The 15166-nt window shown below is 68.7% G+C and carries 16 protein-coding genes, 1 tRNA gene and 1 pseudogene; 7 read left to right on the plus strand and 11 right to left on the minus strand.

All coding sequences use genetic code 11. The annotated features are described in order from the left end of the window. Positions 1-37 precede the first annotated feature (37 nt). From nrdF to nrdH, 4 genes are read right to left on the minus strand one after another with little or no spacing between them, the layout of a single operon-like run. Complete coding sequence (nrdF, locus tag B3S45_RS10815; RefSeq protein WP_286720588.1) at positions 38-1012, minus strand: class 1b ribonucleoside-diphosphate reductase subunit beta; 975 nt, start codon at positions 1010-1012, stop codon at positions 38-40. 35 nt (positions 1013-1047) lie between these two features. Further along, complete coding sequence (gene nrdE, locus B3S45_RS10820; protein WP_071044532.1) at positions 1048-3204, minus strand: class 1b ribonucleoside-diphosphate reductase subunit alpha; 2157 nt, start codon at positions 3202-3204, stop codon at positions 1048-1050. Continuing rightward, positions 3186-3650, minus strand: a complete 465-nt coding sequence (gene nrdI / locus B3S45_RS10825) for a class Ib ribonucleoside-diphosphate reductase assembly flavoprotein NrdI (RefSeq protein WP_286720590.1) — start codon at positions 3648-3650, stop codon at positions 3186-3188. Before nrdI ends, nrdE begins: the two co-directional genes overlap by 19 nt. Positions 3651-3653: 3 nt before the next feature. Next, positions 3654-3887, minus strand: a complete 234-nt coding sequence (gene nrdH, locus B3S45_RS10830; protein ID WP_071044530.1) for a glutaredoxin-like protein NrdH — start codon at positions 3885-3887, stop codon at positions 3654-3656. Positions 3888-4261: 374 nt separating this feature from the next. Between nrdH and B3S45_RS10835 the strand changes: the two genes are divergently transcribed. Further along, complete coding sequence (locus tag B3S45_RS10835; protein ID WP_071044529.1) at positions 4262-5467, plus strand: MFS transporter; 1206 nt, start codon at positions 4262-4264, stop codon at positions 5465-5467. Between the two features lie 8 nt (positions 5468-5475). On the opposite strand, the gene B3S45_RS10840 is transcribed toward B3S45_RS10835, so the two are convergent. Next, positions 5476-5880: a pilus assembly protein CpaE gene (locus B3S45_RS10840; RefSeq protein WP_071044528.1), complete on the minus strand. Its 405-nt coding sequence runs from the start codon at positions 5878-5880 to the stop codon at positions 5476-5478. A gap of 38 nt (positions 5881-5918) precedes the next feature. After that, positions 5919-6923: a TIGR00341 family protein gene (locus B3S45_RS10845; RefSeq protein WP_286720594.1), complete on the minus strand. Its 1005-nt coding sequence runs from the start codon at positions 6921-6923 to the stop codon at positions 5919-5921. 70 nt (positions 6924-6993) lie between these two features. Here B3S45_RS10845 and B3S45_RS10850 point away from each other — a divergent pair, with 70 nt between their 5' ends. The 5 genes from B3S45_RS10850 (at position 6994) to B3S45_RS10870 (ending at position 11505) form a co-directional block, all read left to right on the plus strand. After that, on the plus strand, positions 6994-8172 hold the full coding sequence (locus B3S45_RS10850) for an acyl-CoA dehydrogenase family protein (RefSeq protein ID WP_286720596.1): 1179 nt from the start codon (positions 6994-6996) through the stop codon (positions 8170-8172). Between the two features lie 67 nt (positions 8173-8239). Further along, positions 8240-9445 carry a DUF445 domain-containing protein gene (locus B3S45_RS10855; protein ID WP_286720608.1) on the plus strand — a complete coding sequence of 402 codons (1206 nt, stop codon included), beginning with the start codon at positions 8240-8242 and terminating at the stop codon, positions 9443-9445. Positions 9446-9464: 19 nt separating this feature from the next. Further along, on the plus strand, positions 9465-9806 hold the full coding sequence (locus B3S45_RS10860; protein ID WP_286720598.1) for a gamma-glutamylcyclotransferase family protein: 342 nt from the start codon (positions 9465-9467) through the stop codon (positions 9804-9806). Between the two features lie 38 nt (positions 9807-9844). Beyond that, complete coding sequence (locus B3S45_RS10865) at positions 9845-10315, plus strand: SixA phosphatase family protein (RefSeq protein ID WP_286720600.1); 471 nt, start codon at positions 9845-9847, stop codon at positions 10313-10315. Between the two features lie 68 nt (positions 10316-10383). Then, on the plus strand, positions 10384-11505 hold the full coding sequence (locus B3S45_RS10870; RefSeq protein ID WP_286720602.1) for a hypothetical protein: 1122 nt from the start codon (positions 10384-10386) through the stop codon (positions 11503-11505). Positions 11506-11523: 18 nt separating this feature from the next. Here the strand turns inward: B3S45_RS10870 and B3S45_RS10875 are convergent, their stop codons facing one another. Beyond that, the gene (locus B3S45_RS10875) at positions 11524-11997 is read right to left on the minus strand and encodes a YbaK/EbsC family protein (protein ID WP_286720604.1); all 474 of its coding nucleotides are present in this window, start codon (positions 11995-11997) and stop codon (positions 11524-11526) included. Between the two features lie 121 nt (positions 11998-12118). Between B3S45_RS10875 and B3S45_RS10880 the strand changes: the two genes are divergently transcribed. Next, positions 12119-13195 carry a Glu/Leu/Phe/Val dehydrogenase family protein gene (locus B3S45_RS10880; RefSeq protein WP_286720606.1) on the plus strand — a complete coding sequence of 359 codons (1077 nt, stop codon included), beginning with the start codon at positions 12119-12121 and terminating at the stop codon, positions 13193-13195. A gap of 16 nt (positions 13196-13211) precedes the next feature. On the opposite strand, the gene B3S45_RS10885 is transcribed toward B3S45_RS10880, so the two are convergent. From B3S45_RS10885 to B3S45_RS10900, 4 genes and pseudogenes are all read right to left on the minus strand, one after another. Continuing rightward, the gene (locus B3S45_RS10885; protein WP_071044520.1) at positions 13212-13838 is read right to left on the minus strand and encodes a hypothetical protein; all 627 of its coding nucleotides are present in this window, start codon (positions 13836-13838) and stop codon (positions 13212-13214) included. Positions 13839-13932: 94 nt separating this feature from the next. Then, positions 13933-14005 (minus strand) — tRNA-Ala (locus B3S45_RS10890). Positions 14006-14056: 51 nt separating this feature from the next. Beyond that, positions 14057-14938, minus strand: a complete 882-nt coding sequence (locus B3S45_RS10895) for a large exoprotein (RefSeq protein ID WP_194384850.1) — start codon at positions 14936-14938, stop codon at positions 14057-14059. 78 nt (positions 14939-15016) lie between these two features. Next, a pseudogene (locus B3S45_RS10900) lies at positions 15017-15166 on the minus strand (GNAT family N-acetyltransferase); the annotation flags it as partial.

A 15166-nucleotide genomic window follows, 5' to 3' on the forward strand; every position in this document is an offset into this window, starting at 1 on the left:
AAGCGGGTCACGAAGAAAGTAACGTGGGGGAGACTTCCTAGAAGTCCCAGTCCTCGTCTTCGGTCGCCTCGGCCTTGCCGATGACGTACGACGAGCCCGACCCCGAGAAGAAGTCGTGGTTTTCGTCGGCGTTCGGCGACAGGGCCGACAGAATCGCCGCGTTCACGTCGGTGACGCTCGACGGGAACATCGCCTCGTATCCGAGGTTCATCAGCGCCTTGTTGGCGTTGTAGTGCAGGAACTTCTTGACGTCTTCGGTCAGGCCGACGCCGTCGTAGAGGTCCTGCGTGTACTGCACCTCGTTGTCGTAGAGCTCGTACAGCAGCGAGAACGTGTAGTCCTTGATGTCCTGCCGGGCGGCCTCGTCGACCTTCTCGAGTCCCTTTTGGAACTTGTAGCCGATGTAGTAGCCGTGCACGGCCTCGTCGCGGATGATGAGGCGGATGAGGTCGGCTGTGTTGGTGAGCTTCGCCCGCGACGACCAGTGCATGGGCAGGTAGAAGCCGGAGTAGAAGAGGAAGGACTCCAGCAGCGTCGAGGCCACCTTGCGCTTCAGCGGCTCGTCGCCACGGTAGTACTCCATGACGATCTGAGCCTTCTTCTGAAGGTTCGGGTTCTCGATCGACCACCGGAACGCCTCGTCGATCTCCTTCGTCGAGCACAGCGTCGAGAAGATCGAGGAGTAGCTCTTGGCGTGCACCGACTCCATGAACGCGATATTCGTGTAAACGGCCTCCTCGTGCGGGGTGAGCGCGTCGGGGATCAGCGACACCGCCCCGACCGTCCCCTGGATCGTGTCCAGGAGGGTGAGGCCGGTGAACACCCGCATCGTCAGGGTCTGCTCCTCGGGGGTGAGCGTGTTCCACGACTGGATGTCGTTGGACAGCGGCACCTTCTCGGGAAGCCAGAAGTTGTTCACGAGGCGGTTCCACACCTCGAGATCCTTGTCATCCTGGATGCGGTTCCAGTTGATCGCCTGAACCTGGTCCAGGAGCTGCAGCTTCTCAGCCATTCTTCCCTCTTCTAAAATACCTGATCAGAAGCACATTACAACATGCACGAGACGCACTCGCTCATGTCCGTGCCCTCGAGCGCGAGCTGGCGCAGGCGGATGTAGTAGATCGTCTTGATCCCCTTGCGCCACGCGTAGATCTGGGCCTTGTTGATGTCGCGGGTGGTGACGGTGTCCTTGAAGAAGAGCGTCAGCGACAGGCCCTGGTCGACGTGCTGCGTGGCGGCGGCGTACGTGTCGATGACCTTCTCGTAGCCGATCTCATACGCGTCCTGGTAGTACTCCAGGTTGTCGTTCGTCATGAACGGCGCCGGGTAGTAGACGCGACCGAGCTTGCCTTCCTTGCGGATCTCGATCTTCGACGCGATCGGGTGGATCGACGACGTGGAGTTGTTGATGTACGAGATCGACCCGGTCGGCGGCACCGCCTGCAGGTTCTGGTTGTAGATGCCGTGCTCCATGACGCTGGCCTTCAGGGCCCGCCAGTCGTCCTGCGTGGGGATCGACATGCCCGCGAACAGCTCCTTGACCTTCTCGGTCTGCGGAGCCCACTCCTGCTCGGTGTACTTGTCGAAGAATTCGCCCGACGCGTAGGTCGAGTCACGGAATCCGTCGAAGGTCGTTCCCCGCTCCTTGGCGATGGCGTTCGACGCACTCAGCGCGTGGAAGAGCACCGTGTAGAAGTAGATGTTCGTGAAGTCCAGACCCTCGTCGGACCCGTAGTGGACGTGCTCGCGGGCGAGGTAGCCGTGCAGGTTCATCTGCCCCAGACCGATCGCGTGCGAGCGGTCGTTGCCGTCCTCGATCGAACGGACCGAGCGGATGTGGCTCTGGTCGCTGACGGCCGTGAGCGCGCGGATCGCGGTGTCGACGGTCTTGCCGAGGTCACCCCCGTCCATCGCCAGGGCGATGTTCATCGACCCGAGGTTGCAGGAGATGTCCTTGCCGATCTGGTCGTACGACAGATCGTCGTTGTAGGTCGTCGGGGTGTTGACCTGCAGGATCTCCGAGCACAGGTTGGACATGTTGATCCGACCCTTGATCGGGTTGGCCTTGTTCACCGTGTCCTCGAACATGATGTACGGGTAGCCGGACTCGAACTGGATCTCGGCGATCGTCTGGAAGAACTCGCGCGCGTTGATCTTCGTCTTCTTGATGCGCGGGTCGTCGACCATCTCGCGGTACTTCTCGGTGACCGAGATGTCACCGAAGGGCACCCCGTAGACGCGCTCGACGTCGTAGGGCGAGAAGAGGTACATGTCCTCGCCGTTCTTGGCGAGCTCGAACGTGATGTCCGGCACGACCACACCCAGCGACAGCGTCTTGATGCGGATCTTCTCGTCGGCGTTCTCACGCTTGGTGTCGAGGAACCGCATGATGTCGGGGTGGTGGGCGTTGAGGTAGACCGCACCGGCACCCTGACGAGCCCCGAGCTGGTTGGCGTAGCTGAAGCTGTCTTCGAGCAGCTTCATGACGGGGATGATGCCGCTGGACTGATTCTCGATCTGCTTGATCGGTGCGCCGGCCTCGCGGATGTTCGACAGCAGCAGCGCCACGCCGCCGCCGCGCTTGGACAGCTGCAGAGCGGAGTTGATGCCGCGGGCGATCGACTCCATGTTGTCTTCGATGCGCAGCAGGAAGCACGAGACGAGCTCACCGCGCTGCGCCTTGCCGGTGTTGAGGAAGGTGGGCGTGGCGGGCTGGAAGCGACCGGCGATGATCTCCTCGACCAGCTCCGTGGCCAGCTTCTGGTCGCCGTCGGCCAGACCGAGCGCGGTCATCACGACGCGGTCTTCGAAGCGTTCGAGGTAGCGCTTGCCGTCGAAGGTCTTCAGCGTGTAGCTCGTGTAGTACTTGAACGCGCCCAGGAAGGTCTCGAACCGGAACTTGCGCGCGTAGGCGAGATCGTTGAGCTGCTGGATGAACTCGAACGGGTACTTCTCGAGCACGGAGCCCTCGTAGTACTCCTTGTCGACCAGGTAGTCCAGCCGCTCTTTCAGGGAGTGGAAGAACACGGTGTTCTGGTTGACGTGCTGCAGGAAGTACTCCCGCGCGGCACGCTTGTCCGCGTCGAACTGGATGTTCCCGTCGGCGTCGTACAGGTTCAGCATCGCGTTGAGGGAGTGATAATCCTGCCCCTCGAACCGCGGGTTGCTCTTGAAGTCGGTCTCGGTCAGTGCTGCTTCCACCATCGTTCCAATCCCTCGCTGACGCGATCGATGTCCTCTGGCGTGCCGAAGAGCTCTATGCGATACAAGTGCGGCACGCGGCACTTGCGGCTGATGATGTCACCGGCGAGCCCGAAGTGCTCACCGAAGTTGGTGTTCCCGGTGGAGATGACGCCCCGAAGCCATCCGCGGTTGCCCTCGTCGTTGAGGAACCGGATGACCTGCTTCGGGACGGCTCCCTTCTCCTCGCCACGCCCCTGGCCTCCCCCGTAGGTAGGGGTGATCAGAACGTACGGCTCCTCGATGTGCGGCGGCGCCTCCGAGGAATGGAGAGGGATGCGCATCGCCCGCATGCCCAGCTTCTCGACGAAGCGCGTCGTGTTTCCCGACACGCTCGAGAAGTAGACGAGCAGGGGCGCGGCGGCCCGGTCGGCAACCGCGCCGCGCCGATCTGCGACGGCGGTTGCCACGGGTCAGACCAGACGACCGGCGAGCTCGTCGATCTTGTCGGGACGGAAGCCCGACCAGTGGTCCTCATCTGTGATGACGACCGGCGCCTGGAGGTAACCCAGCGCCTTCACCTGCTCGAGGGCCGAAGGGTCCTCCGACAGGTCGAGAACCTCGTATTCGATGCCCTTGGAATCCAGTGCCCGATAGGTCGCGGTGCACTGCACGCAGGACGGCTTGGTGTAGACCGTGATCGCCATTCTTACCCTTTTCTCCCCTCACATCCGGTGATGTCGCCGGCGGCGCCCCACCGGGACCTCAATACTACATATGGGTACCGACATTGGATAGCACCACAAGGGATAGTAGTTACATCGGTGTGATTTTCCTTCGTCATCAACACCCCCACCACAGGTTCTCCACCGTTTCATCCACAGCCCGACGAGCACGTCGAGCGGTCGAGAACCGCAGATTCCCGCCCGAATCGGAGCGCGCCTTCGACCCCATCCACAGCTCGCACGCTAATCGGCGCCTCCGACATCCCACAGGCTGTGGAGAACCCGCCCGGCGTGTCGCCCGAGCCGGGCGGCGTTCCGACGACGGGAGCGCGACCGGCAGCGCGTATCGTTTATCCGTGGCGGGATACCGGGAACTGCTGCGCACACCGGGCGTGGCGCGCATCATCGCCGCGCAGCTGACCGCGCGGTTCCCCAACGGCATGGCGAGCCTCGCGCTCCTCCTCCACGTCGAGCAGGTGACCGACTCCTACGGCGCCGCCGGTCTCGTGCTCGCGGCGGCATCCATCGGCCAGGGCGTCGCCGGCCCCGTCACCAGCCGCTGGATGGGGCGCTGGGGCATGCGACGCGTCCTCACCCTCACCCTCGTGGTGTGCGCCGCGTCCATCGCCACGATCGCCCTCGTCGAGATGGCCGTGCCCGCCTACATGGCACTCGGGCTGCTCTCCGGCCTCGCAACGCCCCCGGTGCAGTCGGCGGTGCGCACGATCTATCCCAAGATGGTCAACTCGCGACAGCTGACCCCGCTCTTCTCGCTGGATGCATCGCTGCAGGAGATCATCTGGATCTTCGCCCCGGTGGTCATCACCTTCGTCTCCACCCAGGTCGGCACCGTCGAGGGCCTGCTGCTGGTCGTGGTGATCCTCGTCGGCGGCGGTGCGTGGTTCATCTCCTCACCCGAGCTCGGACGCGTGCGCATCCCCCGCAGCCGTCGTCGTCTCGGCATCGTGCTGACCAAGCCTCCCGTGGTGCTCGCGACCGTCACCGGCTTCCTCCTCATCGGCGCGTGCGCGGCGGTCGAGGCCGGCGTCGTGGCGACCTTCGGTCACAGCGGCCTGGAGGCGGGCCTCGTGCTCGCCGTGTTCGCCATCGGCAGCCTGGCCGGCGGGCTGGGCTTCGGGCACCTGCCGATCGGGCGCTGGGCCATGGCCCGTCGGCTCGCGATCGTCGCCGCGGGGCTGGCCCTCACGGTGGTCTCCCTCGACGTGTGGTGGCTGGGCGGCACCCTCCTGCTGGCCGGAGCCGGAATCGCACCGGCGTTCGCCGTCATGTTCGCCATGACCTCCGTGAGCGTGAAGTTCAGCGACACCGCCGAGGCGTACGGGTGGATCGGCACCGGTCAGCTGATCGGCGCCGCGGCCGGCTCCGCCGTCGCCGGCTTCCTCATCGACGGCGTCGGGCCTCAGGGCGCCTACGTCGCCGCGGCCGCCTTCGCGGTGGTCGGCGTTCTGGTCGCGGTGGTCTTCGTGCGCGGATTCCCGGATCTGCGTGGCCGCGACGCGTCGCCTCTCCCGGACACCGAGCCGGTCTCCACGATCCTCTGACCGCCCGCTCAGGCCGCTCGTCGCAGCAGTTCGAGCACGGCCAGAGCGTACGCGTCACACGGCTCCGGGTGCTCGAACACCAGATCCTCCTCCGCGATGCGGACTTCGACCTCGTGCGTGTCGGGCAGCCGTCGCAGGCTCCGGAAGGTCCCTCGCAGCATCTCCCGCAGCTGCGCCTCGTGCGGAAGCCACAGCGCGTCTTCGAGGGCGACGGAGTCGAGGGCCCACTCGGTCGTGCCGTTGAAGGCGAGGATGCGCCCGGTCGGGTACTCGCGGGGCTCGACGGTCATCTCGCTGACCGTGAAGACATCCGCCTCGAACTCGGGCTCGTTCAGCTGGAAGCGGTCACCCGAAGCAGGCCGCCAGATCAGTCCGGCGTCGCGGAGCGCGACGGCGAGCTCGGTGGAGATCATGACGCCATTGTGCCGCGCACGGATGCGCGCGGGGCCGGTCAGCGCGGAAGGACGTCGTGCTCCACCGCCGGCGAGACGACGACGTCGACATCGATGAACCCGGGGATGGCCGCCTCGAGATCACTCTGGAGCGGCTCGAGCGGCGGGATGCGGCCGTCCTCCGTCGTGACCTCGATCGTCGCGGAGGTCGCTGTCCACGTCACCCCCTGCACCTGGGCGTTCTCATCGTCGGACAGCCACGAGCCGGCGGCGTCGCGGATCACGCCCGTCCAGTGGGTGACGGCGAGCGTCACGGCCGTGTTCAGCAGCAGCGGCAGCACGATGACGGCAGAGAGCACCGCGACGATGACGTAGGAACGGCGGCGGTTCGCCGTCTGCGATGCACCGGGCTCACGCGCATACCCGGCGAGCGTGAACACGATGCTGCCGGCGATCACGAGCGACACGACGTTCGACGCGAACAGCAGCAGCGCACCGAACGCCTCGTCCCAGGCGCCTTGACCGGCGCACACCCCGACGACCCCCAGGGGCGGCACGAGCGAGATCGCGATCGCGACGCCGGGCAGCACGGCACTCAGATCGCGCCGCGTCATCGCGAACGCTCCGGCCGTGCCGGTCGCCAGCGCCGCCAGCAGATCCAGCAGCTGCGGCGAGGTGCGTCCGCTGATCTGCGAGTTGCTGTCGAGTTCGGCGGGGTCCGCGATGAACGTGGACAGCGCCCCTCCGATGAGCACGACGATCAGCAGTCCCGACAGGACCCACAGGAAGGACCGGGCCACGAGACCGCGGTGACCGGTCACGATGCCCGCCGCGATCCCGAGGATCGGGGTGCCCAGCGGCGCGATGATCATCGCCCCGATCACAGTCGCCGTGGAGTCGGCCAGCACCCCGGCGACGGCGATGACGCCCGAGAGCACCAGCATGATGAAGAATCCGCTCCGCTTGGCGGCGCCGTCGCCGCGGGAGAGATCCACCGCTTCCAGCAGATCGCCCATCGACTGGCGCTGGGAGACGGGGATCAGCATCCGCGTGAACCGAGACATGCGATCATCATGACCCACTCCGCACCGCCGCCTCGACCCCTCGCCGCGGTGCGAGGGGCAGAATGGCGACATGGCTGCCGACGCGTTCGACCCCGCCGATCATCTGGACGACGAGCTCCTCGAGCGCCTCCGCTCGCGAGCCTCGACGCACGACCGTGACAACACGTTCCCGCACGACGACCTCGCCGACCTCCGCGCCGCGGGCTACCTGGCCGCGCTGGTCCCGGCCGAGCTCGGCGGATCGGGATGCACGCTCGCGGAGGTCGCCCGGCTCCAGCAGCGTCTGGCGGAAGCGGCTCCCGCGACCGCCCTGGCGGTCAACATGCACCTGGTCTGGACCGGCGTGGCGAAGGTCGCCGCGGATCGGGGCCTGCAGACCCTCCGCTTCGTGCAGGAGGGGGCTGCGGCCGGCGAGCTGTTCGCCTTCGGCATCAGCGAAGCCGGCAACGACCTCGTGCTGTTCGGAAGCGACACCATTGCAGCGCCGAGCGAGGACGGCGGCTACGCGTTCACCGGAACCAAGATCTTCACCTCGCTCGCACCGGCCTGGACGCAGCTGGGTCTGCACGGAATCGACACGACCTCGCCGGACGCGCCGCGCATCGTCTTCGCGTTCGTGCCCCGCGACGAGGAGTCGGCGGGCCGCGTCGTCGTCGCCGACGATTGGGACACGCTCGGGATGCGCGCGACCCAGTCCCGCACGACCCGCCTGGAGGGCGCGCGGGCGCCGGCCGATCGGGTCGTGCGCCGCCTGCCCCCTGGACCGAGCCCGGATCCGCTGCTGTTCGGCATCTTCAGCGTGTTCGAGATCCTGCTGGCCTCCGTCTACACCGGCGTCGCCCGCCGCGCGATCGACGTCGCGATCGAGACCGCGGGCGCCCGCCGGTCGAAGAAGTCCGGCAGGGCCTACACGCAGGATCCCGACATCCGATGGCGGATCGCCGAGATGGCCCTCGCCTACGACGCCCTCCCGCCGCAGATCGACCGGCTCGCCCGCGATGTCGAGGCGAAGGTCGATCACGGCGACCGGTGGTTCTCGCTGCTGGCCGGTGTGAAGCATCGCGCGGTGACCTCCGCGAAGCGGATCGTCGACGATGCGATGCTCGTCGCGGGCGGGAGCTCCTACTTCTCCGGCTCCGAGCTGTCGCGTCTGGCCCGCGACGTGCAGGCCGGCCTGTTCCACCCGTCCGACCCCGAATCCGCGCACGCGGCGGTGGCGACGGCGCTGCTCGGTCCGGTCGAGGACTGAGGTGGCATCGATCCGGGCGGCCGACCTGAGTCCCGCCGACCGCGCGCGCCTGCGGGGCCTGCGGCGGATGAAGGCCGTCGCGGCGGGAGCGCTCGCGGCGATGGCGCTCGTCTTCGCGATCGCCTTCGCCTTCGAGCGCGACATCCCGGCCCTCTCCTACGTGCGGGCCGCCGCCGAGGGGGGCATGGTCGGCGCACTGGCGGACTGGTTCGCCGTGACCGCCCTGTTCCGGCATCCGCTCGGAATCCCGATTCCGCACACCGCGATCATCCCTCGGCGCAAGGACGAGATCGGGCGCACCCTGGGGGAATTCGTCGAGACCGAGTTCCTGCGCGCCGACGTCGTCCGCGACAAGCTCGAGTCGACACCGATCGCGTCGCGCGCGGGCGAGTGGCTCGTCGATCCGGTGAACTCCCGTCGCGTGGCCGCGGAGGCGGCGGCCGCTGCCGCCGGAGTGCTGCGGGCGCTCAGCGACGACGATGTGCGCGACGTCATCGAGTCGCTCGCCCGTGAGCACCTCATCGAGCCCGACTGGGGCCCGCCACTCGGCGAACGCCTCGAGCGCGTTGTCGCCGCCGACGCGCACCGCCCCGCCGTCGATCTGGCGGTCGACACGATCGGGGCGTGGCTCCACGCCAACCGCTCGGCCTTCTCGGGGCTCGTCTCCCGCCGCCTGCCGTCGTGGGTGCCGAAGATCGCCCATCGACTGGTCGATGACACCGTCTACAACGAGGCGGTCGCCTTCGTCGACAAGGTGCGTGCCGATCCCGACCATCAGGCGCGGCACGCGATCGACGGCTACCTGTCGCGCCTGGCCGACAACCTCCAGAACGACCCGGTGACCATCGGCCGACTCGAGGACGCCAAGACCTCCGTGTTCGACAGCCCGCGGGTGCGCGCGCTCGCGGCGGACGCGTGGGGAACAGCGAAGGCCGGTCTGCTCACCGCCCTCGAAGACGAACGCAGCGACCTCCGCCGCCGGGCCACCGAGGCCCTCGCGCAGATCGGCGAGCGCCTGCGCACCGATGCCGGTCTGCAACGCCGCGTGGACACCTGGGTCACCGACGCCGTGGTCTTCGTCGTCGACCGTCATCGTCACGACATCGCGTCGATCATCACCGACACGGTGGAGGGGTGGGACGCCGAGGACACGACCCGCAAGATCGAGCTGATGGTCGGTCGAGACCTGCAGTACATCCGCCTCAACGGCACCGTCATCGGAGCCCTCGCGGGAGTGGCGATCTACACCGTCGCCCACGCGATCCTGGGATGAGTGTCGCTACGCTGGCCGGGTGAGTGCAGACCAGCTGCTGTTCAGCTACGGAACCCTGCAACATCGCGACGTGCAGCTGGACACGTTCGGTCGCGTTCCGCGGTCGGATGAGGATGTGCTCCCCGGCTACACCGTCGACTACGCCGACATCGGCGACGCGCGGGTCGCGGGGTTGTCCGGCCTGCACGTGCACCCGATCGTCCGGGAGACCGGAAGCCCCCGCGACAAGGTGACCGGCGTCGTGCTCCACCTCAGCGAAGACGAGATCGACGCGGCAGACGAATACGAAGTGTCGCTGTATCGCCGCGTCGAAGCGGCCCTGGAGAGCGGCCGCACGGCGTGGGTGTACGTCACGGCGTGACGTCCGATCCGGTGCGGAAGAGAGACCGAGGAGGCCCCATGATCCGTCTGACGATCGCCCGCCACGCGAAATCCGATTGGTCCGACTCGGTGCAAGCCGACCATGACCGTCCCCTGAATGCGCGCGGCGGCCACGACGCCCCGCTCATGGCCGAACGCCTCTCCGATGCCGGCGTGCGTCCCGCCGTGCTGCTGTCGAGCACGGCGGTTCGCGCGCGCACGACGGCCGAAGCGTTCGCCGAGCGGCTAGGCGTGACGGTGCGCCTCGATCCCGAGCTCTACGGCGCCTCGGCCGACGAGCTGCTCGCCGCGGCGGTCGCGTCGGGATCGCACGATGTGATGGTCGTCGCCCATGATCCCGGGATGACCGAACTCGCGGCGCTTCTCTCGCGGGGGCGGATCGACCGGATGCCGACCTGTGCGATCGCGACCTTCACCTGGCAGACCGACGACTGGGCCGTCGTCGCAGCGGTCGACCCCGTCTCGTGGGAACACCTGGTGCCACACTGACGTAACGGGCGTGCTGCGTGCCCGCAACCCCCGTGCGCAGCCGGACGGAGCATGGTTACCGTGGCGACATGTTGCCCGCAGACATTCCCGAACCGAACGACCTGATCGACCTGATCGACCACCGGGATCCCGCGAGCGTGAGCATCGCCGTGGAGTCCTCGCCCGTCCCAGCGGACCATGAGCGCATCAAGATCGCCGTGCGCAACGCGATCGACGACGCGCACCGCGAGCTGGCGGGAGCGGACCTGCCCCGCGATCAGGTCGAGGCCGTCGACGCGCGCCTGCGAGCGCTCCTCGACGACGACGAGTTCTGGCGCCACCAGTCGCGGTCGCTCATCGTCTTCGCGTCGACCGAGCGCTTCGAGACCTTCCGGCTGGCCAACCGCGTCGTCCCCCATGTGGCGGTCGGCGACAGGTTCGACACCGGCGCGCTCCTGCGCGCTGTCGCCTTCGACGACCGCGCGTACATTGTGCTCATAGACGAAGGACGCACCCGCCTGTACGAGTTCGGCACGGACCACCGGCCGGTCGAACTCGCGCTCGATCTCCCCGATGACCATGCGCTCGCGCTGGAGAAGACGACCACCGGGGGCCGATTCGATCGTCAGCGCGCAGACGGCCGCACCGGAGACCAGCCCGAGCGCGAGCGCTACGCGCGGATCGCGCAGGACGCCGTGGTCGCGCGCATTCCCCGGGGCGCACCGCTCATCCTCGCGGCATCCGACGACCTCGAGCCGGCCTACCGCGCGGTGAACACGCACACCGCCCTGCTCGACAAGACGATTCCCGTGCACCCGAACGCCCTGAATGCGGCACGCCTCGGTGAGGAGGTGCGGGTCATCCTGGACGAGCGTCACGCCGACGTCCTCGGGCAGTGGCGCGAGCGGTTCGGCACGCTCCGCAGCGAAGGGCTCGCCACATCCCGGCTCACCGAGGCCGCGACGGCCGCGACCGAAGCCGCCGTCGACACGCTCCACTTCGACATGGACGACACCGCGGAGGGGACGATCGACGAGTTCGGCCGGATCACGCACGCCCCCGAACCCGGACCGGACACCTATGCGCTCGTGGACGAGATCGCCGCCCGCGTGCTACGTTCCGGCGGTTCCGTGCGCGCGGTCCGGCGGTCCGACCTGCCGGACGGCGCACCCGTCGCCGCGACCCTGCGTTTCCGCCTCAGCGAGGGCTGACGCCGGCCGGCGGCGCGGTCAGTCCACGCGGCAGACCGTGCCGCCGGTCACCCGCACGAGCTGATCGAAGGTCATCGGGAAGACGGTGTGCGGGGTGCCGCCCGCCGCCCAGATCTCGTCGAATGCTGCGAGATCCTGGTCGACAACGGTCCGCAGACGGTCCGGATGGCCGCACGGCGCGACGCCGCCGATCGCCTGCCCGGTGGCCTCACGCACCTGCTGCGCCGTGGCGCGCGTGATTCCGGGGATCGCCAGGCGCTCCGACAGGGCGGCGGTGTCCACGCGGTGTGCGCCGCTGGTCATGACCAGGAGCGGACCGTCGTCGCTCCAGAACACGAGGCTGTTGGCGATGGCGCCCACCTCGACGCCGAGCGCTGCGGCGGCCAGCGGCGCCGTCGAGGCGGCGTCGGGGAGAACGATGATCTCTCCCTCGATCCCCTCCTCGCGCAGGCGGTCGCGGACGAGCTGGCTACGGGCGGGAAGGTCTGCCATGGCCACAGCGTAGCGCCGACCCTCGCCGCCGACGGAGGGAGGAGGCAGAATGAGATGACGGGGTCGCAACGCCGCGACGCCGTTGAGCGCAGCCCACAAGGCCGGCCGAAAGAGAAGAGCGATGACGCACATCCTGCCCCTGCCCGACTTCACCCACGAACGCGTGGAGGTGACCACGGGCCCGCGCAGCGGCCTGTTCGTCGCCGTCGCCCTCCATTCGTCGACCCTGGGATCCGCCCTCGGCGGTGCACGCCTGTGGCGCTACCCGCACTGGAGCGACGCCCTCGGCGACGTGCTCCGGCTCTCGTCGGCGATGACCCTGAAGAACGCGGCGGCGGGCCTCGATGCCGGCGGCGGCAAGGCCGTGATCGCGCTGTCGTCCGAAGACGCGCTCGATGCCGGCCGACGACGCGACGCGTTCCTCGATCTCGGCGACGTCGTCGAGTCGTTCGGCGGGCGGTACCGCACGGCGGAGGACGTGGGCAGCACCACGGACGACATGCTCGTGGTGAGCGAACGCACGACGCACGTGGTCGGCCTGCCCGACAGCGTCGGCGGCTCCGGCGAACCGGCCGGGCCGACCAGCATCGGCGTGTACGAGGCGATACGCGCGACCCTGGAGCGCAGCACGGGATCCGCGGATATCGCACAGCGGCGCATCACCGTCTCCGGGCTCGGCCAGGTCGGCAGCCGTCTGGCCCTCCGGCTGGCCGCCGAGGGAGCCATCCTCACGGTGACCGATGTGAACCCCGCCAAGCGGGACCTGGCGCTCCAGCTGGAAGCGCAGTGGGTCGAACCGGGAAGTGAGCATCTGATCGATGCCGACGTCTTCGTACCCGCCGGCATCGGCGGCCTGCTCACCGACTCGGTCATCGACACCCTCGCCGCGCGCGCCGTGTGCGGGCCCGCCAACAACCCGCTCGCCACGCGGTCCGGAGCCGACCGGCTCGCGGCGCGTGGCATCCTCTACGCTCCGGACTTCGTCGCCAACGCCGGTGGCGTGATCTACCTCGATCTCGAAGCGAAGAGCCGTGGCACGCGAGCGGAGATCATGGACCGCGTCGCCGGAGTGGGTGAGACCATGCGCCGGGTGTTCGACGCCGCCGCCGCTTCGGGCGTCACTCCCCTGGTCGCGGCGGAGGAGATCGCCGGCGAGCGCCTGCGCGCTCGAGCCGACGACCCGGCACTGCCGGTCTGACGCCGGATCGGGCCGATCAGACCTTGATCGGGAAGGTCAGGAGGATCACGATGCCCGCGATCCCGACGACGATCGCCAGGCCCAGGAAGGTGCGCGATGCCCACGCGGCGATGTTGCGCTGCGACATCGCCGTGAGGAACAGCACGAGCGCGAAGAGCACCGTCAGCAGGGAGTAGTTGTCGCCCCGCTGATTGTTCTCCAGCGCCTCGGCGAACTTCGCGTCTGCGAGGGCGGAGTACTCCGCCGCCTCGACGGAGCCCGCAGGAACGTACTCCTCCTGCACGAAGGGGCCGCCCTCGTCTGCACCCTCCGCCTGCCACGCGTCGAAGGCGACGCGGAACTCCGGCTGGAAGCGCTCCGCGATGTACGCGGCGAGTTCCTCCTGGCCGGCGGCCTGCGCCTCGACCCACGAGGCATAGACCGTCAGATCGAACTGCCGCTGGTCACGCGCCTGGCCGTCGAAGTTCGTCGCCTGCACACGCGCACTGGAGGCCTGGCTGAAGGCGATCGACATCTCGCCGCCCCACTTGGACGCCTGGAATCCGCACCAGGCGGTCAACACGGCCATGGTCGACAGCAGCACGACGGCGACGATGTCGCGGATGTCGCGCGAACGCGCTTCGGTGCCAGACGTCTCGGCCATGAGTGCTCCTTCTGCCCCGAGCGGGTGAGAAGAGCGTAGCGCGGCCGGTTCGACTCGACGGAAGCGACAGCCGGACCGAGAACCTCGGAAAATGTGGACCTGAGGGGATTCGAACCCCTGACCTCTTCATTGCGAACGAAGCGCGCTACCAACTGCGCCACAGGCCCGTGAACCTCAGCAACACTATCACGGCGACGGGGAGCGACCCGACGCGACGGTCAGCCGGCGGCGCGCCTGGCGAGCAGATCGCGCACGTGGGCTTCGATCTCGGCGTCGTCCACGAAGCCCATGCGCCCATACTCCGGCCGGCTCTCCCTCGCGGCCGGCTCCGGCAGCGCGACCGGCCGGCGGCGCTCCTCCTCGGCACGCATCGCCTCGTCCACGGCGGCACGGCGCAGCGATGCGCGCGCATCCTCGGCGTCGAGCGTGAGGGAGGCACGTGATCCGACCGAGGCCGTGAGCGGGCGCGGAAGATGGCGGGGCGTCCAGGTCGGTGCCGGCGTCGGTGCGAGGGCGACATCCTGCACCGTCGACGCGACGCGCTCCGCCACCGCGGGTGCCGCCGGACGCGCGGCCGCACGCACGGCGACGCGCCACATGCGGTGCAGCAGCACAGCCGACAGGACCGCGAGGGTCGACCCGACCCACAGCAGCGTCACAGGGCCGCCGACGGCCAGCGACCACGCGCCGGCTCCCGCGACACCGAGGCCGGCCACGCCCGTGACGGTGAAGACCGCGCGGGCACGCCGACGCGCACGTCGGCGGCGGGCATCCGGATGCGCTCGAGCGGCCGCCCGTTCGAGGCGGGCCCGTTCGAGCTCCAGCCGCTGCGTCTCCAGCGCGGCCTGTTCGCGCTCCTGGGTCGCTTGACGCGCGAGGCGCTGCTGGGCTGCCGCGGTGCGCGCGTTGAGCTCGAGGCGCACCTCGCGGGGGGTCTCGCTCGTCTCCGCCAGCACGCGCAGCGCCTGGTTCAGACGCACGGCATTGCGTTCAGCGGCGTCGAACTGCCGGCGGCTGTTCCACGACGGCAGCAGGTAGACGAGCCACAGGAGCACCGCGACGAGCACGATGACGCCCCCGCCGAGTACCTGTCCGCCCATGGCGTCAACGGTATGCGACCGCTGCGTCTCGATGCCGCATCCGCCCGCGTGTCGCGGCCGAACCGGCGCGAGAGTGTGTCAGGCGCGCAGCCTGTCGGCCGGGGGGATCGCCGCGGCGTCCTGCGGCGCGCGCCCCTCCACCCAGCGTCGCAGCACGCCGTCGGGCACGTCCTCGGTGACCACGGCGAAGCAATAGTGGTCGCGCCAGTCCCCGTCGATGTGGATGTA

Source organism: Microbacterium sp. UBA1612 (assembly GCF_002321605.1).
GTDB classification, from domain to species: Bacteria; Actinomycetota; Actinomycetes; order Actinomycetales; family Microbacteriaceae; genus Microbacterium; species Microbacterium luteum.